This is a genomic window from Pseudorhodoferax aquiterrae, from assembly GCF_014652235.1.
Lineage (GTDB): Bacteria > Pseudomonadota > Gammaproteobacteria > Burkholderiales > Burkholderiaceae_C > Pseudorhodoferax > Pseudorhodoferax aquiterrae.
Map to the genome: position 1 here is coordinate 144,999 of NZ_BMYK01000011.1, position 18,306 is coordinate 163,304.

Below are 18,306 nucleotides of genomic sequence, written 5' to 3' on the forward strand. Positions count from 1 at the left end.
TGGGGCGTTGCGCACGGAGGTGGTGCGGCTACTTCGCGATGTTCGCGTCGGCTACGGCCAGCGCCGTCATGTTGACCACGCGGCGCACCGTCGCCGAGGGCGTGAGCACGTGCGCGGGCTTGGCCGCACCCAGCAGGATGGGGCCCACCGTCACGCCGTTGGCACCGGTCATCTTGAGCACGTTGAACAGGATGTTGGCGGCGTCCAGGTTGGGGCAGATCAAGAGGTTGGCCTCGCCCGTCATGGTGCTCGTGGGCAGCGTGCTGCGGCGCACGTCTTCGGAGAGGGCGGAGTCGCCGTGCATCTCGCCCTCGGACTCGATGTCGGGGGCCAGCTGGGCGAAGATCTCACGCGCCTCGCGCATCTTGCGCGCCGAGGCGCGCTCGGAGGTGCCGAAGTTCGAGTGCGACAGGAAGGCCACCTTGGGCGGCAGGCCGAAGCGGCGCACCTCCTCGGCGGCCATCAGCGCGATGTGCGCGAGCTGCTCGGCCGTGGGGTCGTCGTGCACGCTGGTGTCGGCCACGAAGAGGGTGTACTTGTCCAGCGTCAGCGCGTTGACCGTGGCGAAGCCCGGGCCGCCCTTCTGCGTGCCCAGCAGCTGGTCGAGGATCTTGAGGTGGCTGTCGAAGCGGCCGACCAGGCCGCACAACATGGCATCGGCATCGCCCAGGTGCACCATGAGCGCGGCGATGGTGGTGTTGGAGCGGCGCACCATGGCCTTGGCCGCCTCGGGCGTGATGCCGCGCCGGCCCATGAGCGCGTGGTAGGCCTCCCAGTACTGGCGGAAGCGCGGGTCGTTCTCGGGGTCGACCACCTCGGCGTCCACGCCGGGCCGCAGGTGCAGGCCGGCCTTCTTGACGCGTGCCGCGATGATGTCGGGCCGGCCGATCAGGATGGGTTGGGCCAGGCCTTCGTCCACGGCCAGCTGGGCCGCGCGCAGCACGCGGTCGTCCTCGCCCTCGGCATAGGCCACGCGCTTCTTGGTCGCCAGCTTGGCGGCCGTGAACACCGGGCGCATGAACATGCCCGTGTGGTAGACGAAGCGCTGCAGGTGCTGGGCGTAGGCTTCCAGGTCCTCGATCGGCCGCGTGGCCACGCCGGAGGCAGCGGCGGCCTTGGCCACGGCCGGGGCGATGCGCAGGATCAGGCGCGAGTCGAACGGCGTGGGGATGATGTAGTCCGGGCCGAAGGAAAGTTCCTTGCCGGCATAGGCCGTGGCCACCTCCTCGCTGATGTCGGCCTTGGCCAGTTCGGCGATCTCGCGCACGCAGGCCAGCTTCATCTCCTCGGTGATCTTGGTGGCGCCGCAGTCGAGCGCGCCACGGAAGATGTAGGGGAAGCACAGCACGTTGTTGACCTGGTTCGGGTAGTCCGAACGGCCGGTGGCGATGATCACGTCGGGCCGCACGGCCTTGGCCAGCTCGGGCCGGATCTCGGGCTCGGGGTTGGCCAGCGCCAGGATGATGGGCTTGTCGGCCATGGTCTTGACCATGTCCTGCGTCAGCACGCCGGCGGCCGAGCAGCCCAGGAACACGTCGGCGTCCTTCACGACGTCGGCCAGCGTGCGGGCCGAGGTGTCCTGCGCGTAGACGGCCTTGGAGGCGTCGAAGCCACCGGGGCGGCCGTGGTAGATCACGCCCTTGGAGTCCACGGCGTAGACGTTCTCGCGCTTGACGCCCAGGCCGACCATCACGTCCAGGCAGGCGATGGCCGCGGCGCCGGCGCCCGAGACGGCGATCTTGACCTTGCCGATGTCCTTGCCCACGAGCTCCAGCCCGTTGATGAGCGCGGCGGCCGAGATGATGGCCGTGCCGTGCTGGTCGTCATGGAACACCGGGATGTTCATGCGCTCGCGCAGCTTCTTCTCGATGTAGAAGCACTCGGGCGCCTTGATGTCTTCCAGATTCACGCCGCCCAGCGTGGGCTCCAGCGCGGCGACGATCTCGACGATCTTGTCGGGGTCGCGCTCGGCCAGTTCGATGTCGAACACGTCGACGCCGGCGAACTTCTTGAACAGGCAGCCCTTGCCTTCCATGACGGGCTTGGAGGCCAGCGGACCGATGTCCCCCAGGCCCAGCACGGCCGTGCCGTTGGTGATCACGCCGACCAGATTGCCGCGCGAGGTGAACTCGGCTGCCAGCGCGGGATCGGCCTCGATGTCCAGGCAGGGGTAGGCCACGCCGGGCGAGTAGGCCAGTGACAGGTCGCGCTGGTTCAGCAGCGGCTTGGTGGGCGTGACCGAGATCTTGCCCTTGCTCGGGAAACGGTGGTAGTCGCGCGCGGCGTCGCGCAGGGCCTGCTCTGCAGGGGACAGTTCTTTGCTCACTGGGAACTCCTCGGTATGTAACGCTGCCCGGCAGTGGCGGGCCCGGTGTCCTGCCGCTGCGCGGGGGCTTAGCCTACCCCATGCGCACACTGCTCCAGGCGCCGCTTTATAGGGAATTACCAGTTGCCTCTATACGAGATCGATGATGCTGCGCGGGCGCAGCGGGCGCAGAATCCCCGCATGACCAGCTTGCACGCGCTCGACGACTGCCTGGACCGCCTCGCCCGCGAGGACGGGGTGCTGGTGCAGGTCGAGGCCACGCAGGGCTCGGCCCCGCGCGAGGCCGGCACCTGGATGGCGGTCTGGCGCGCTGCGCTGACCGGCACCATCGGTGGCGGCCAGCTCGAGTACCAGGCCATCGCGGCGGCCCGTGCGCTGCTGCAGGGCCAGGCCGGTGCGGTGGCGCAGAACGCCGTGGTGCGTTATCCGCTCGGCCCCACGCTGGGCCAGTGCTGCGGCGGCGTGGTGTTCCTGCGCTACCGGCGCATCGGCGCGGCCGACGCGCCAGCGCTGCGCAGTGCGCTGACCGAACGGCTGGCGCCGGTAGCCCTGTTCGGCGGTGGCCACGTCGGGGCTGCGATCGTGCGCCTGCTGGCAGGCCTGCCGTACGCAGTGCGCTGGATCGACAGCCGCGATGGCGTGTTCCCGCCGCAGTTGCCCACCCAGGTGGAGACCGAGCACAGCCAGCCCGTGCAGGACGCCATCGCCACGCTGCCGGCCGGCGCCAGGGTGCTCATCATGAGCTTCAGCCATGCCGAGGACCTGGACATCGTGGTCGCCTGCCTGCAGCGCCTGCGCACGCGCGACGACCTGCCGTTCGTGGGCCTGATCGGCAGCAAGACCAAGTGGGCGACCTTCCGCCGCCGGCTCGAGGCGCGCGGCTTCACGGCCGCCGAGATCGCACGCATCACCTGCCCGATCGGCGTTCCCGGCATCGCGGGCAAGCAGCCCGAGGTGATCGCCGTGGCGGTGGCAGCGCAGCTGCTGCAGCTGGCACCGCCGGAGGCGACCACCGCGGCCGCCTCGCTTCAGGCGGCCGGCGCCCGGTAGGCCAGCACCTTGAGGCTGCGCTCTTCGTCGGCATCGGCGAAGGCCGGCGGGTTGGCGACACGCTCCACGAACTGCAGATCGGGCGCCTGCTCGGCCATGTGCCCGGTGAGGAAGTCCACGCCCAGTTCCGGTGCGTTCAGGCACAGCAGCGCATGGCCGCCCGGCATCAGCAGCTCAGGCAAGCGGCGCATCACGCGCGCGTAGTCCTTGGTCGCGACGAAGCTGCCCTTCTGGTAGCTGGGCGGGTCGACGACGATGAGCTCGTACGCGCCGCCACGCTTGATCTTGCCCCAACTGCTGAACACGTCGTGCGCCGCGAAGCTGGCGCCGGCCGCCACGCCGTTGAGCTGGTGGTTCTGCTGGCCGATGGCCAGCGCGGCGCGGCTCATGTCCATGTTGAGCACCTGTCCGGCGCCGGCCAGGCGCGCCACGACCGAGAACGCGCAGGTGTAGGCGAACAGGTTGAGCACGCGCATGCGCCGCGGCTCGGTATGGGCCGCGACGGTGCGGCGCACCCAGGCGCGGCCCGCCGCCATGTCGGGGAACAGGCCGTGGTTCTGCCCGCGCAGCAGGTGCACGAGGTAGCGCGCGCCTTGCTCGGTCACCACATGGGGGTCGGGCACGCTGCCGGCCATCAGCCGCGTCTGGGCCTGTCCGTGGGACGGCCGGATCTGCAGCACCCAGCGCAAGGGCTGGCCGGGCGCGATGGCCTGCCAGCGCCGTGCCAGTGCCTCGCCGATGGCAGCCACCTCGGGCTCGGCCAGCGGGGCGAAGCTGGTCAGCAGCAGCACGGGCGGGAAGACGTCGAGCACCAGGTGCTCGCAGCCGGGCTGGCGGGCGCCGCGGCCGTGGAAGATGCGCTGGACATCGGTGCTGGGCGCCATGGTGGCGATGGCGTCTAGGAGTGCTTGCATGGTCGTGAAGAGAGGGGAGCCGCTTCCCGCGGGGCGGTGGCACAAGTGTTGCAGCGCGTGCTTGCGGGTTTACCCGGGGCATTCATAACGCACTGCGCATATGCACTATGGTGATGTTGGTATGCCACAACGCGTATGAACCGTGACCATCCTGTCCCTGGCGAGACCAGCGAGGATCGCCGAAACCACCCCACGAGCAAGCACATGAACAGCCCCCACAACGCGCAGGAAGCCACCAGCCAGCCGATCCGCTTCTACCACCGCGGCGAGGTCGTCGCGGTCGAGGGCGTGCGGACCACGCGCTCGGTGCTCGACTGGCTGCGCGAGGACGCGCACTGTACAGGCACCAAGGAGGGCTGCAACGAGGGCGACTGCGGCGCCTGCACCGTGGTGCTCGGCGAACTGGACGCCGAGGGCGCGCTGCAGCTGCACAGTGTCAACGCCTGCATCCAGTTCCTGCCCACGCTGGACGGCAAGGCGCTGTTCACGGTGGAAGACCTGCAGCCGCAGTGCGCCGGCGCCTGCGCCGCACAGTCCCCTGGTGATGGCGACGCGCTGCACCCGGTGCAGCAGGCCATGGTCGAGTGCCACGGCTCGCAATGCGGCTTTTGCACCCCGGGCTTCGTGATGTCGCTGTGGTCCAGCTACGAGGCGCACCAGCAGGCCGGCACGCGGCCTTCGCGCCAGCAGCTGGCCGACGATCTCTCGGGCAACCTGTGCCGCTGCACGGGGTATCGGCCCATCCTGGACGCCGGCCAGCGCATGTTCGACCTGCCGGCCGTGCGGCTGGACCGGGCCGCCGTGGTGCAGGCGCTGCAGGGCCTGCGCCGCGGCCAGGGCTTCGCCTACGCCGCGCCCCAGGCGCTGCCCGAGGGCCAGCGGCTGGACTGGTTCCACGCTCCCACCACGCTGGATGCATTGGTCGCGCTGCGCGAGGCCAGGCCGCAGGCGCGCCTCCTGGCCGGCTCGACCGACATCGGCCTGTGGGTCAACAAGCAGTTCCGCGATGTGGGCGAGCTGATCTACCTGGGCAACGTGGCCGAGCTGCGTTGCATCGAGCAGCGCGGCGATGCGCTCTACATCGGCGCCGGGGCCTCGCTCGAAGACGCCTGGCGCGCCATCGTGCGGCGCGCGCCGACCCTGGCCGATGTCTGGCTGCGCTTCGCCTCGCCGCCGATCCGCCACGCCGGCACCATGGGCGGCAACGTGGCCAACGGCTCGCCGATCGGCGACGCGCCGCCCATCCTGATGGCGCTGGACGCCGAGATCGAACTGCGCCGCGGCGCGCGCGTGCGCCGCATGCCGCTGGCGGACTTCTACCTCGACTACATGAAGAACGCGCTGGAGCCCGGCGAGTTCGTGCAGGGGGTGGCCGTGCCGTTGTCCGCCTTTGCCCGCCAGGTGCGCGGCTACAAGATCAGCAAGCGCTTCGACTGCGACATCTCCGCCCTGTGCGCGGGCCTGGCCATCGCGCTGGACGGCGACACCGTGGCCAGCGTGCGCCTGGCCTACGGCGGCATGGCCGCGACCGTCAAACGGGCCGCCCAGGCCGAGGCCGCGCTGCTCGGCCAGCCCTGGACCCAGGCCACGGTGCGCGCGGCGCAGGCGGCGTTGGCGCTGGACTTCAAGCCGCTGTCGGACATGCGCGCCAGCGCGGCCTTCCGGCTGCAGGTCGCCCAGAACCTGCTGCAGCGCCTGTGGCTGGAGACCCGGGCCAGCGATCCGCTGCCGGCCAGTGCCACCAGCGTGTTCAGCGTGTTGCCGCACGCCACGGCTTGAGCGCGAACAGGAGTCCACGATGAACAAACCCATTGCCGAGCATCTGCTGGTACCGGCCACGGCCTTCGCCAGCTACCAGGACAACACCGCCGCGCGGATCGATCCGCAGGCCGAGGCGCGCGCGCAGGACGCCGGCGCCCGCGTGGGCATCAGCCGCGCGCACGAATCGGCCGCGCTGCATGTGGCGGGCGCGGCCACCTACATCGACGACATCCCCGAGCTGGCCGGCACGCTGCATTGCGCGCTGGGCCTGTCGCCCGTGGCGGCGGGCCGGCTGCTGGGCATCGACCTGGCGGCCGTGCAGGCCATGCCGGGCGTGGTGCGCGTGCTGACCGCGGCCGACATTCCGGGCACGAACGACTGCGGCTCCATCGTGCACGACGACCCCATCCTGTGCCCCATCGGCCGGCAGGACGATGGCTCTGCAGGTGGCGAGATCCGCTACCTGGGCCAACCCGTCTTTGCGGTGGTCGCCAGCACGCGCGATGCGGCGCGCCGCGCCGCCGCGCTGGCCAGGAAGGTGCTGCAGGTCGAACCGGCCAAGCCGGTGCTGACCCCGCGCGAGGCCCATGCCGGCGGCCACTACGTGGTGCCGCCCATGCACCTCGTGCGCAGCACGAGCGGCCGCGACGCCGAAGGCATCCGCGCCGCCATCGCGGCCGCGCCGCACCGGCTCACGGACAGCCTGGACGTGGGCGGCCAGGAGCAGTTCTACCTGGAAGGCCAGATCAGCTACGCCATCCCGAAGGAGGGCGGGGCCGTGCACGTGCACTGCTCGACCCAGCACCCGAGCGAGATGCAGCACCTGGTGGCGCATGCGCTGCACCTGCCGGCCCATGCCGTGCACGTGGAGTGCCGGCGCATGGGCGGCGGCTTCGGTGGCAAGGAGTCGCAATCGGCCCTGTTCGCCTGCGTGGCGGCGGTGGCGGCGCGCGCGCTGCGCAGGCCGGTCAAGCTGCGGCTGGACCGCGACGACGACTTCATGGTCACGGGCCGGCGCCACTGCTTCTGGTACGAGTACGACATCGGCTACGACGACGAAGGCCGCATCCTGGCCGCGGAGATCAGCATGGTCTCGCGCGCCGGCCATTCGGCCGACCTCTCGGCGCCCGTGATGACGCGCGCGCTGTGCCACTTCGACAACGCCTACTGGCTGCCCGAGGTGGCCATGCACGGTTTCTCGGGCCGGACCAACACGCAGAGCAACACGGCCTTCCGCGGTTTCGGCGGGCCGCAGGGCGCCATTGCGGTCGAGAACATCCTGGACAGCATCGCGCGCCGGCTCGGCCGCGATGCGCTGGCCGTGCGCCGGGCCAACTTCTATGGCATCACCGAGCGCAACGTCACGCCCTACCAGCAGACCGTGCAGGACAACATCCTGGAGCCCCTGGTCGGCGCGCTCGAGGCCAGCAGCGACTACGCGGCGCGCCGCGCCGCCGTGGCCGCCTTCAACGCCGCCAGCCCGGTGCTCAAGCGCGGGCTGGCGCTCACGCCGCTGAAGTTCGGCATCAGCTTCAACGTCAAGCACTTCAACCAGGCCGGCGCGCTGGTCCACGTCTACACCGACGGCTCCATCCTCGTGAACCATGGCGGCACCGAGATGGGGCAGGGCCTGAACACCAAGGTCTGCCAGGTCGTGGCGCACGAGCTGGGCGTGGCCTTCGAGCGCGTGCGCGCCACGGCCACCGACACCACCAAGGTGGCCAACACCTCGGCCACGGCCGCTTCGACCGGTGCCGACCTGAACGGCAAGGCCGCGCAGGACGCGGCGCGCCAGATCCGCGAGCGGCTGGCGGCCTGCGCGGCCGCGCGCCACGGCGGCACGGCCGAGCAAGTGCGCTTCGCCAACGACAAGGTCTTCGTCAATGGCCGCGAGCTCGGCTTCGACGTGCTGGTGGGCGAGGCCTATCTGGACCGCGTGCAGCTGTGGTCCGACGGCTTCTACGCCACGCCCGGACTGTCCTGGGACCGCGAGACCATGACCGGCCGGCCGTTCTACTACTTCGCCTACGGCGCGGCCGTCAGCGAGGTCGTCATCGACACGCTGACCGGCGAGTGGAAGCTGCTGCGCGCCGACATCCTGCACGACGCCGGCAAATCGCTGAATCCGGCCGTGGACATCGGCCAGGTCGAGGGCGCCTTCATCCAGGGCATGGGCTGGCTCACGACCGAGGAACTGGTCTGGCATCCCGAGAGCGGCAAGCTGACCACGCACGCGCCCAGCACCTACAAGATCCCCACGGCCAACGACTGCCCGCCCGTGTTCAACGTGCGGCTGTTCGACCGTGAGAACGTGGAGGACTCCATTCACCGCAGCAAGGCGGTGGGCGAGCCGCCGCTGCTGCTGCCCTTCTCGGTGTTCTTCGCGATCCGCGACGCGGTCTCGGCCGCGGGCGGCCACCGTGTGGATCCGCCCCTGAGCGCACCTGCGACCGGCGAATCCATCCTGCGCGCGCTCAGCGCCGTGCAGGCCGGCTGAGACACGCGCGACCGGAGCCGGCCATGGCCCATGTCGTTCCCATCCAGAAGGCCGGTGGGTCCGCAGCCGCGGCCAAGAGCGCGGCCGCGTCGGGCCAGGCGCTGTTCGACCGCATCGACCTGCACCTGATCCGTGTGCTGCACGTGGTGCTGACCGAACGCAGCGTGTCGCGCGCGGCGATCCGCCTGGGCATGCACCAGCCGGCCGTGTCGGCCGCGCTCAAGCGGCTGCGCGTGCTGGCCGGCGACCCGCTGCTGGTGCGCACGGGCGGGCGCATGGTGCCCACCGATGCCGCCCTGCGCATGGTGGAGCCCGCAGCGAGCATCCTGCGTGCGGCCGAAATGCTGTTCGCCGACGCGCGCAGCTTCGACCCGCAGACTGCCACCGACACCTTCCGCATCGCCGCGAGCGACTACCTGGACCCGCTGTTCCTGCCCACGCTGCTGGCCGACATCAAGCGCCAGGCGCCTGGCGTGCAGCTGGAGATCCACCCGCTGTCGCCCGATTCCGATTACCAGGCCCACCTGGCCCAGGGCCATGTGGACCTCGTGATCGGCAACTGGATGGAGCCGCCCGAGGACTTGCACATGGCCCGGCTGTTCGGCGACGAAGTGGTGTCCCTGGTCAGCCGCGACCACCCGGCCGTGCGGCGCGGCTGGGACCTGGACACCTGGCTCGCCGCCGAGCACATCGCGCCCATGCCGCTGCACCCAGGGGCGCGCGGCATCATCGACCAGATGCTGGACGCCAAGGGCCACCGCCGCAACGTGGTGGCGCGCTGCGCCTACTTCGGCCTGATTCCCGACATGGTGGCCAACAGCCTGCTGGTGCTGACCACGGGCCGCCAGTATTGCGAGCGCGTGGCTGCGCGCCTGCCATTGGTCATCCTCGACTGCCCGGCCAGCCTGCCGCGGCTCATGTACTACCAGCTCTGGCATGCACGCAGCCACAGCTCGATCGCCGCGCGCTGGCTGCGTGCGCGCACCAAGGACGTGGCCGCCGCACTGCGCACGTCCGCGGACCGCTGAATCACCAACACACACAACATTTCAAACGGACGGAGACCCCATGAACTGGACAGAGCGCGTGTTCAAGCTGCAGGAACACGAGACCACGGTGCGCACCGAGCTGACGGCCGGCCTCACCACCTTCTTGACGATGGCCTACATCATCTTCGTCAACCCCTCGATCCTGGGCGATGCCGGCATGCCCAAGGACGCCGTGTTCGTCGCCACCTGCCTGATCGCGGCGCTGGGCACCACCATCATGGGCCTGTACGCCAACTATCCGATCGCGCTGGCGCCGGGCATGGGGCTGAACGCCTACTTCGCCTACGTGGTCGTGCTCAAGATGGGCTTCACCTGGCAGGCCGCGCTGGGCGCGGTGTTCGTCTCGGGCTGCCTGTTCCTGCTGGTCACGCTGTTCGGCCTGCGCGGGCTCATCATCCGCGGCATTCCGCTGTCGCTGCGCTATGCGATCACGGTGGGCATCGGCTTGTTCCTGGCCCTCATCGCGCTCAAGAGCGCGGGCATCGTCGCGGCCTCGCCGGCCACCTTCGTGACGCTGGGCGACCTGCACACGGCGCCCGTGGTGCTGGCCGTGCTCGGCTTCGTGCTGATCGTGGTGCTGGACAAGCTGCGCGTGCCCGGGGCCATCCTGATCGGCATCGTGGCCGTGACCATCGCCTCGTTCTTCTTCGGCGGCAACCAGTTCCGCGGCATCTTCTCGGCGCCGCCCTCGATCGCGCCGACCTTCCTGCAGCTGGACATCAAGGGCGCGCTCACGGGTGGTCTGCTCAACGTGGTGATGGTGTTCTTCCTGGTCGAGCTGTTCGACGCCACCGGCACGCTGATGGGCGTGGCCAAGCGCGCCGGCCTGCTGGTGCCCGGCAAGATGGACCGCCTCAACAAGTCGCTGCTGGCCGACAGCGGCGCCATCTTCGCGGGCTCGCTGCTGGGCACCTCCAGCACCACGGCCTATGTGGAGAGCGCGGCCGGCGTGCAGGCCGGTGGCCGCACCGGCCTCACGGCGCTGACCGTGGCCGTGCTGTTCCTGGCCTGCCTGTTCATCGCGCCGCTGGCCGGCGTGGTGCCGGCCTACGCCACGGCGCCGGCGCTGTTCTTCGTCGCCTGCCTGATGCTGCGCGAACTGACCGAGCTGGATTGGGACGACACCACCGAGGTGATCCCGGCCGCCGTGACGGCGCTGACCATGCCCTTCACCTATTCCATCGCCAACGGCCTGGCCTTCGGTTTCATCACGTACGCGGCGCTCAAGCTGTTCACCGGCAAGGTGCGCGAGGTGCACTGGATGGTCTGGATCATCGGTGCCGTGTTCCTGTTCAAGTTCATCTACATCGGAGGCCACTGAGCCACATGACTGCGTCCACGAAAGCCTACCGCGCGCGCCTGCTGCGTTTCTCGCCCAAGGGCGAGGCCTTGTTCGACGATGACGGCCTGCTGGTCGTCGGCGCGGACGCCGACGGGGTGCAGCGCGTGCGCGATGCCGGCCCGTACCGCGACCTGATCGCGCGCCATGCGCAGGTGCCGGTCACGTACTGGCCCGACCGCATCATCGCGCCGGGCTTTCTGGACATGCATGTGCATTTCCCGCAGACCGACATCATCGGCGCGCCGGCCGAGGGGCTGCTGCCCTGGCTGGAGAACTACACCTTCCCGGCCGAGACGCGCTTCGCCGATGCCGCGCATGCGGGCGAGGTCGCGGCCTTCTTCTTCGACGAACTGCAGCGCAACGGCGTGACCACGGCGCTGACCTTCTGCACCTCGCATCCCGCGTCCGTCGATGCCTTCTTCGGCGAGGCCCGGCGCCGCGGTCTGCGCATGATGGGCGGCAAGGTGCTACAGGACCGCCATTCGCCCGACGGTGTGCGCGACGAGACCGAGCAGAGCCTGCTCGACACCGAGGCCTTGATCCGAAAATGGCACAACCAGGGCCGCCTTGGCTACGCGATCACGCCGCGCTTCGCACCGACCAGCACCGATGCCCAGCTGCGCGGTGCCGGCGAGCTGGCGGCCCGCCATTCCGACACCTGGATCCACTCGCACGTCGCCGAGAACAAGGACGAGGTGCAGTGGGCACGCGAGCTGTTTCCGAAGGCGCGCTCCTATCTGGATGTCTACACCGGCTTCGGCCTGATGCGCGAGCGCGCCGTCTATGCGCACTGCATCCATTTCGACGACGCCGACCGCGCGCTGATGCGCGAGACGAAGACGGCGGCGGCCGTGAGCCCGACCAGCAACCTGTTCCTGGGCAGCGGCTTTTTCGACTACCAGGGCGCGGACCGCATCGGCATGCGCCACGGCCTGGCCAGCGACGTGGGTGGCGGCACGAGCTTCAGCCCCTTCCACACGATGCTGGCGGCCTACTACGTGGGGCGCGAGGGGCAGACCAAGCCCGGCCTGAGCCTGGCGCCCTCGCGGCTGTGGTGGAACCACACCGGTGGCGCGGCCCAGGCCCTGGGGCTGGAGGGCGTGGTGGGCACGCTGCAGGCTGGCACCGAGGCCGATTTCGTGGTGCTGAACCCGGCCGCCACACCGCTGCTGGCACGCAAGACCGCGATGGCCGACAACCTGGAAGAACTGCTGTTCGCGCTGATCGTGCTGGGCGACGACCGGCTGGTGGAACGGGTGGTCACGGCGGGCACTGCCCTGCCTGCCTGAAGGACGGGCCATGCGCGCGGCGCCGGTGCCACGGCATGGACGGCGGCGGGCAGGGCCCGCCGCGCGCTCAGGCGAGCGCCATCGAGATGTCGTTGCTGGGGATCTTGCGGTCGAATGTCAGCGAAGACTCCAGCCGCTGCAGGTGTTGCTCCATGAGCTGCACGGCACGCTCCTCGGCGCGCTCGGAAATCGCATCGAGCAGGGCTTCGTGTTCGTCGTCGGCGAACTCCGGGCCGGTGTCCTTCTGGTACATCAGCGTGATCAGCGAGCAGCGCGAGAGCAGCTCCACCATCATCTGCACCAGCACCTCGTTGTCGAGCAGGCGCGCCATCTGCAAATGGAAGTCGCCGGCCAACTCGATGCGCTGGGCCGCGTCCTTGCTGTCCTTGATCACGGCTTTCTGGCGGGCCAGGTGCTCGCGCAGCGACTTGATGCGGGATGGCGTGGCTTCGCGCACGAAGGCGCGCGTCATCTCGGCCTCCAGCATGCGGCGCACCGCGAAGACCTGGCGCGCCTCGTTCACCGAGGGCGCGGCAACGAAGGCGCCGCGCGCGGGCTCCAGCCGGATCAGCCGGTTCTGCGAGAGCTGGAACAGCGCCTGGCGCACCAGCGTGCGCGAGACGCCGAAGTGGTCCGCCAGTTTCTGCTCCGCCAGCTTGGTGCCGGGATGCAGTCGGTGCTCGACGATGGCCTTGGTCAGCGCGTCGACGATGGTGGTGGTGTTGGTGCCGGTGTTGTCCATCCGGCGATCATAGCTGCATTCGTATTCGTATACACGACTGTTTCATTTGTAAGAAGGCGGCGGTCAATCCTGGCCCTCGGACAAGGTGTCGAGCTGGAAGCGGCCGCTGCGGTGCCACAGCCAGGTGTCCACATAGCGCACGCGGCCGAGCCGGGCCGGTTGCGGGAAGGGCGCGGCGGCCCGCACGGTGCGCTCGATCTCGCGCACCACCTCGGGCGCGTGGCTGGGCGCGCGCATCCAGTGCAGGCGCTGCACCTGGCCCTGGCGGTCCAGTTCGACCTCCAACACGCCGATGGCGTACAGGTTGGGGGGCAGGCGGCCCGGGTAGATGCGCTCGGCATTGGCCGCGTACAGATGGGTGGCCGCGTCCTGCCGGTAGTCGCGCGGGGTGCCTGCGCTGGAGACGCGCGGTGCGGCTGGCCGACTGGCCGGCCCGGGGGCGCTGCCCGAGGGCCCGGGACGCCCGCTGCCATCGGGCGCGCCGGGCTGGGCGGCCGGCGAGGGCGATGCGGCCGGCGGCTGGCCCAGGGGCGCGCAACCGATCAACAGGGCGGCCGATCCGCCAACGAGGGCGCTCGTCCACAAACGGCGCTGGAGGGTGGACAAGGGCATACGGGCTCACGAAGCTGCAAACAGCGGCGGAGTCTACAGAAGGGGCTGCGCACGGCCGCCACATGGCGTCGTCGCGGTCCTGTTCCGGGCGCGTGGCCACGCGACCACAACCACAAGAAAGCCATGGCATGTTCAAATTTTTCTGCCTAAAATCCCGCCCGGTCGCAGCGGCGCGGTGCCTCTTTTCCAGGCACCTCAGCGCGGCCCCCCGCTTGCTCAGAGCGCCCGCAGTGGTGAGCAGCTTTCCCCACGGTGCCATCGCGCACCCCGAGGTTTGAGAGATGGAAAGCTACTACCTGGACTGGGCCAACCTGCTGCTGCGTTGGCTGCACGTCATCACCGCGATCGCCTGGATCGGCGCATCGTTCTACTTCGTGATGCTGGACAGCAGCCTCGAAAAACCCAAGGACCAGGAATCGCTGGACAAGGGTGTGGGCGGCGAGCAATGGGCCGTGCACGGCGGCGGTTTCTACAACGCGCAGAAGTACGCGGTCTCGCCCAAGAAGCTGCCCGATCACCTGCACTGGTCGTATTGGGAGAGCTATTCCACCTGGCTCAGCGGCTTCGCGCTGTTCTCGGTCTCCTATCTCTGGAACGCCAGCACCTACCTAATCGACAAGTCCAAGATGGACTGGTCGCCGGGCGCGGCCATCGGCGTGGCACTGGCCTTCTTCGTCGTGTTCTGGATGGTCTACGACACGATCTGCCAGGTGTTCGGCAAACGCAAGAACGGTGACGGCATCGTCGGCTTCCTGCTGTTCCTGTTCATCTGCTTCGCGTCCTGGCTGGCCTGCCACTGGTTCGCGGGCCGTGCCGCCTTCCTGCTGGTCGGCGCCATGCTGGCCACCACGATGAGCGCCAACGTGTTCTTCTGGATCATCCCGGGCCAGCGCAAGAACGTGGCGGCTCTGCGTGCCGGCCAGCCGGTCGATCCCATCCATGGCATCCGCGGCAAGCAGCGCAGCGTGCACAACACCTACTTCACGCTGCCCGTGCTGTTCGCCATGCTGAGCGGCCACTACAGCTTCACCTACACGCATCCGCACAACTGGCTGGTGCTGGTGGCCATCATGCTGGGTGGCGCGCTGATCCGCCAGTTCTTCGTCGTGCGCCACCACTGGAAGCTGGGCCGCGCCTCGCATCCGCTGCCGTATGCGCTGGTCGGTGTGGCCATCCTGGTCGGCGTCATCGTGCTGCTCAAGCCGCAGCCGGCCGCGCCGGTGGAGGCCTCGGCCGCCGCGCCGGCCGTGAGCTTCGCGCAGGTGCAGCCGCTGGTGCAGCAACACTGCCTGGCCTGCCATGGTGCGCAGGTCCAGATGAAGAACGTGCGGCTGGATTCGCCGGAGCTGATCGCCAAGAACGCCCAGGCGATCTACCAGCAGGTCACGGTGACCAAGATCATGCCCATGGGCAATGCCACCGGCATGACCGAGGCCGACCGCGCGCTGATCGGCCGCTGGTTCCAGGAAGGCGCCAAGACCCACTGACGGCGCCAGCAGGCCGGCGGGCTTTGGCGTATCGTCGCGCTCCCCATCTTCCGGAGCGAGACGTCCCATGCCTCTTTCGATGTACCAGGCCTCGGTGCCCGTGTTCCAGCGCCAGCTCGGCGTGCTGTCGCAGCTGCTGCACAAGGGCCTGGCCCATGCGCAGGCCCAGGGTCTGGAGCCGGCGACGCTGGTGCAGGCGCGGCTGGCGCCCGACATGTACCCGCTGGCCGGCCAGGTGCAAAGCGCCAGCGACGCGGCCAAGTTCGGCGCCGCGCGGCTGGCCGGCATCGTGCCGCCGCGCTTCGAGGACAACGAGACCAGCTTCGAGGAACTTCAGGCGCGCATCGCCAGGACGCTGGAGTTCCTGTCCACGCTGCAGCCCGCGCAGATCGACGGCAGCGAGGGCAAGTCCATCGTGCTCAAGGTGGGCGGGCGCGAGCTGCCGTTCGAGGGCCAGCCTTACCTGCTCGGCTTCGTGCTGCCGAACTTCTTCTTCCACGTGACCACGGCCTACGCGATCCTGCGCCACCAGGGCGTGGCGCTCGGCAAGCGCGACTTCCTGGGCCAGGTCTGAACCTGGGGCGGCGACCGCGCGGGCAGGGCAGGCTGCGATTGGCGCAGCGGCAGCCCCGGCTGGCTCGCGAGGCTCCGGCAAGCGATGAGATTTTCTACAATTCCTTGATCCAGCATGGGCCGGATGCTAAGGAGACAGCGCTTGCCTGACCATCGAGCTTTCTTGCGCGAACCATGAATTCATCTCATGGTTCGGCCACCACGCCCAGGCGCTTGCCCTCCCTGAACATGCTGCGCGCGTTCGAGGCCGCCGCGCGGCTGGCCAGCGTGACGCGCGCGGCCGACGAGCTGCATGTGACGCAGAGCGCCGTGAGCCACCAGATCAAGCAGCTGGAGGCCTGGCTGGGCGTGGCGCTGGTCACGCGCGACGGGCGCCGGCTGGCGCTCACGCCGCAGGGCGCGGCCTACCTGCCCAGCCTCAGCACCGCGTTCGACCTGCTGGCCCAGGCCACGGCGGGCATCGAGCGCCAGTCGCTGCGCGCGCGCCTGACCGTCAACGCCTTGCCGACGCTGACGGCGCAGTGGCTGATCCCGCGCTTGCCGCGCTTTTGCGCGCAGGCGCCCGAGGTCGACGTGCAACTCGTCACCACGGCGGCCGTGCTGGACTTCGACCCGGGTGCGTTCGAGGTTTCGCTGCGGTGCCTCACGGCCGCGGAGCTGGCGGCGCTGCAGACGCGGCCCGGCTGGCGTGGGGTGGCCGTCGGCCGCTTCCTGCCGGACGCGGTGACACCGGTCTGCAGCCCGGACTGGCTGGCGCGTGCGGGAGCGCTGGAGCGGCCTGCCGACCTGCGCCGGCACCAGCTGCTGCACAGCCGCTCGACGCCCCAGCTGTGGCGCCAGTGGCTGGCCCTGGCCGGCAGCCCTCGGCTGCGGCCTGCAGGGGAGCTGGTCTTCGACCATGCCCACCTTGCCGTCCAGGCGGCGACCCAGGGCCTGGGCGTGGCATTGGGCAGCCCGGCATTGATCGCCGACACGATGGCCAGCGGGCTGCTGGTGGCGCCGTTTGCGGATATGCTGCTGCACGACAAGGATTTCTACTGGATCCGGCCGCAACGCGCGGCCGACGATGCGGCAGCCCAGGCTTTCTGCCAGTGGCTGCAGGCCGCGCCGTGAGCCGGATGGCCGGCAGAACCGACCGGGTTCCACACCGAAGCGCGCCGCGGCCCGGCGTGTCGGGAGCCAGCCAGCCCAGGCGGCACAATGCACGGCGGAGACCCCATCGATGACCGCCACCACTGCTTCCGCCGCCCCTGATCCTGCGCAGGCACCGCGCGACTTCCTGCTGCACCTGTACCGGGCCGCGGTGGAGCGCGCGCTGCCGCTGCACAACATGGCCGCGCACCTGCCCGTGCCGCCGCGGGGCCGCACGCTGGTGCTGGGCGCCGGCAAGGCCGGTGGCGCCATGGCCCAGGCGCTGGAGGCGCTGTGGCCGGCCGAGGCGCCGCTCGAAGGCCTGGTCGTCACGCGCTACCACCACATCCCGCCACGGCCTGCGGGCCTGGCCCGGCGCATCGAGGTTCTGGAGGCCGCGCACCCCGTGCCGGATGCGGCCGGTCTCGCGGCCGCGCAGCGCATGCTTGCATGGACCAAGGGCCTCACGGCCGACGACCTCGTGCTGTGCCTGATGTCGGGCGGTGCCTCGGCGCTGCTGACGCTGCCGGCCGATGGCTTGACGCTGGAGGACAAGCAGCGCATCAACCGCGAACTGCTGGCCTCGGGCGCCGGCATCCACGAGATGAACTGCGTGCGCAAGCACCTCTCGCGCATCAAGGGCGGCCGGCTCGCCGCCGCCTGTGCGCCGGCCCGCGTGCTGACGCTGACCATCAGCGACGTGCCGGGCGACGACCCTTCCGTGATCGGCAGCGGCCCGACCGTGCCCGACGCGACCAGCTGCGCCGATGCGCTCGCCATCCTCGCGCGCTATGGCATCGCCGTGCCGGCCGCCATCGAGGCGGCGCTGCGCTCCGGTGCACTGGAAACGCCCAAGCCTGGTGACCCGCGCTTCGAAGGCCATGCCGTGCGCATGATCGCCACGCCGCAGCAGTCGCTGGAGGCCGCCGCCGCCGCGGCGCGCGCGGCCGGCATCACGCCGCACATCCTGTCCGACGAGATCGAGGGCGAGTCGCGCGAGGTCGGCAAGGTGCATGCGGCGCTGGCGCGCGCCGTGGCACAGCGCGGCCAGCCTTTCGCGCGGCCCTGCGTGATCCTTTCGGGCGGCGAGACCACGGTCACGGTGCGGCGGCAGCCCGAGGGCACGCCGCGCGGCCGCGGCGGGCGCGCCGGCGAGTTCTGCCTGGGCCTGGCCCAGGCCTTGCAAGGCCAGCCCGGTGTCTACGCGCTGGCGGCCGACACCGACGGCATCGACGGCGTGGAGGACAACGCTGGCGCCAGCGTGCAGCCGGACACGCTGGCGCGTGCCGAGGCGGCCGGCCTCCAGGTGGCGGCCTACCTGGACCGCAACGATGCCTATGGCTACTTCGACGCGCTGGGCGACCTGGTGGTGACCGGGCCCACGCACACCAATGTCAACGACTTCCGCGCCTTGCTGGTTCTGTAGGCCCTGCAGGCGCTTTCTGGACGATCCATGGATGCTGCTTCCCAAGGGCTGACCAAGCCCACCGTGCTGGTGGTGGACGACACGCCGGACAACCTGTCGCTCATGAG

The 18,306-nt window shown here is 70.1% G+C and carries 14 protein-coding genes; 10 read left to right on the top strand and 4 right to left on the bottom strand.

Translation table 11 applies throughout. The features are described from left to right. Positions 1 to 28: 28 nt before the first annotated feature. Entirely contained in the window at positions 29 to 2,326 is a 2,298-nt protein-coding gene (locus tag IE209_RS18170; protein ID WP_189688348.1) for an NADP-dependent malic enzyme, read from the bottom strand. Between the two features lie 180 nt (positions 2,327 to 2,506). On the opposite strand from IE209_RS18170, the gene xdhC reads away from it, so the two are divergent. Continuing rightward, on the top strand, positions 2,507 to 3,376 hold the full coding sequence (xdhC, locus tag IE209_RS18175) for a xanthine dehydrogenase accessory protein XdhC (RefSeq protein ID WP_189688349.1): 870 nt from the start codon (positions 2,507 to 2,509) through the stop codon (positions 3,374 to 3,376). On the opposite strand, the gene IE209_RS18180 is transcribed toward xdhC, so the two are convergent. Further along, complete coding sequence (locus IE209_RS18180) at positions 3,355 to 4,290, bottom strand: class I SAM-dependent methyltransferase (RefSeq protein ID WP_189688350.1); 936 nt, start codon at positions 4,288 to 4,290, stop codon at positions 3,355 to 3,357. The two genes, xdhC and IE209_RS18180, sit on opposite strands and share 22 nt — an antisense overlap. Positions 4,291 to 4,494: 204 nt before the next feature. Between IE209_RS18180 and xdhA the strand changes: the two genes are divergently transcribed. From xdhA to guaD, 5 genes are read left to right on the top strand one after another with little or no spacing between them, the layout of a single operon-like run. Next, a complete protein-coding gene (gene xdhA, locus IE209_RS18185) occupies positions 4,495 to 6,069 on the top strand; it encodes a xanthine dehydrogenase small subunit (protein ID WP_189688351.1) in 1,575 nt (524 codons plus the stop codon). A 19-nt stretch (positions 6,070 to 6,088) separates the two neighbouring features. Further along, entirely contained in the window at positions 6,089 to 8,548 is a 2,460-nt protein-coding gene (gene xdhB / locus IE209_RS18190; RefSeq protein WP_189688352.1) for a xanthine dehydrogenase molybdopterin binding subunit, read from the top strand. Positions 8,549 to 8,571: 23 nt separating this feature from the next. Next, the gene (locus IE209_RS18195; protein ID WP_189688353.1) at positions 8,572 to 9,576 is read left to right on the top strand and encodes a LysR family transcriptional regulator; all 1,005 of its coding nucleotides are present in this window, start codon (positions 8,572 to 8,574) and stop codon (positions 9,574 to 9,576) included. A gap of 40 nt (positions 9,577 to 9,616) precedes the next feature. Further along, positions 9,617 to 10,918, top strand: coding sequence for an NCS2 family permease (locus IE209_RS18200; RefSeq protein ID WP_145550622.1), 1,302 nt, complete (start codon positions 9,617 to 9,619; stop codon positions 10,916 to 10,918). A 5-nt stretch (positions 10,919 to 10,923) separates the two neighbouring features. Further along, on the top strand, positions 10,924 to 12,228 hold the full coding sequence (guaD, locus tag IE209_RS18205) for a guanine deaminase (protein ID WP_189688354.1): 1,305 nt from the start codon (positions 10,924 to 10,926) through the stop codon (positions 12,226 to 12,228). A gap of 67 nt (positions 12,229 to 12,295) precedes the next feature. On the opposite strand, the gene IE209_RS18210 is transcribed toward guaD, so the two are convergent. Together IE209_RS18210 and IE209_RS18215 are read right to left on the bottom strand one after the other, a co-directional pair. Then, on the bottom strand, positions 12,296 to 12,970 hold the full coding sequence (locus tag IE209_RS18210; RefSeq protein WP_189688355.1) for a GntR family transcriptional regulator: 675 nt from the start codon (positions 12,968 to 12,970) through the stop codon (positions 12,296 to 12,298). Between the two features lie 63 nt (positions 12,971 to 13,033). Then, positions 13,034 to 13,582, bottom strand: a complete 549-nt coding sequence (locus IE209_RS18215) for a hypothetical protein (protein WP_189688356.1) — start codon at positions 13,580 to 13,582, stop codon at positions 13,034 to 13,036. Positions 13,583 to 13,863: 281 nt separating this feature from the next. Here IE209_RS18215 and IE209_RS18220 point away from each other — a divergent pair, with 281 nt between their 5' ends. From IE209_RS18220 to IE209_RS18235, 4 genes are all read left to right on the top strand, one after another. Continuing rightward, positions 13,864 to 15,069 (top strand): urate hydroxylase PuuD, encoded by a 1,206-nt coding sequence (locus IE209_RS18220; protein ID WP_189688357.1) that lies wholly within the window; start codon positions 13,864 to 13,866, stop codon positions 15,067 to 15,069. Between the two features lie 67 nt (positions 15,070 to 15,136). Continuing rightward, complete coding sequence (locus IE209_RS18225) at positions 15,137 to 15,643, top strand: DUF1993 domain-containing protein (protein ID WP_189688358.1); 507 nt, start codon at positions 15,137 to 15,139, stop codon at positions 15,641 to 15,643. 212 nt (positions 15,644 to 15,855) lie between these two features. Then, positions 15,856 to 16,755, top strand: coding sequence for a LysR substrate-binding domain-containing protein (locus IE209_RS18230; protein ID WP_229882928.1), 900 nt, complete (start codon positions 15,856 to 15,858; stop codon positions 16,753 to 16,755). 109 nt (positions 16,756 to 16,864) lie between these two features. Further along, positions 16,865 to 18,199, top strand: coding sequence for a glycerate kinase type-2 family protein (locus IE209_RS18235; protein ID WP_189688360.1), 1,335 nt, complete (start codon positions 16,865 to 16,867; stop codon positions 18,197 to 18,199). Positions 18,200 to 18,306 lie beyond the last annotated feature (107 nt).

What these genes read in the sequence shown, in the direction of transcription:
- xdhB (WP_189688352.1), top strand. Translation starts at nt 6,089, where the DNA reads ATGAACAAACCCATTGCCGAGCATCTGCTGGTACCGGCCACGGCCTTC.
- IE209_RS18180 (WP_189688350.1), bottom strand. Translation starts at nt 4,290, where the DNA reads ATGCAAGCACTCCTAGACGCCATCGCCACCATGGCGCCCAGCACCGAT.
- IE209_RS18225 (WP_189688358.1), top strand. Translation starts at nt 15,137, where the DNA reads ATGCCTCTTTCGATGTACCAGGCCTCGGTGCCCGTGTTCCAGCGCCAG.
- IE209_RS18195 (WP_189688353.1), top strand. Translation starts at nt 8,572, where the DNA reads ATGGCCCATGTCGTTCCCATCCAGAAGGCCGGTGGGTCCGCAGCCGCG.
- IE209_RS18200 (WP_145550622.1), top strand. Translation starts at nt 9,617, where the DNA reads ATGAACTGGACAGAGCGCGTGTTCAAGCTGCAGGAACACGAGACCACG.
- IE209_RS18235 (WP_189688360.1), top strand. Translation starts at nt 16,865, where the DNA reads ATGACCGCCACCACTGCTTCCGCCGCCCCTGATCCTGCGCAGGCACCG.
- IE209_RS18210 (WP_189688355.1), bottom strand. Translation starts at nt 12,970, where the DNA reads ATGGACAACACCGGCACCAACACCACCACCATCGTCGACGCGCTGACC.
- IE209_RS18220 (WP_189688357.1), top strand. Translation starts at nt 13,864, where the DNA reads ATGGAAAGCTACTACCTGGACTGGGCCAACCTGCTGCTGCGTTGGCTG.
- guaD (WP_189688354.1), top strand. Translation starts at nt 10,924, where the DNA reads ATGACTGCGTCCACGAAAGCCTACCGCGCGCGCCTGCTGCGTTTCTCG.
- xdhA (WP_189688351.1), top strand. Translation starts at nt 4,495, where the DNA reads ATGAACAGCCCCCACAACGCGCAGGAAGCCACCAGCCAGCCGATCCGC.
- xdhC (WP_189688349.1), top strand. Translation starts at nt 2,507, where the DNA reads ATGACCAGCTTGCACGCGCTCGACGACTGCCTGGACCGCCTCGCCCGC.
- IE209_RS18215 (WP_189688356.1), bottom strand. Translation starts at nt 13,582, where the DNA reads ATGCCCTTGTCCACCCTCCAGCGCCGTTTGTGGACGAGCGCCCTCGTT.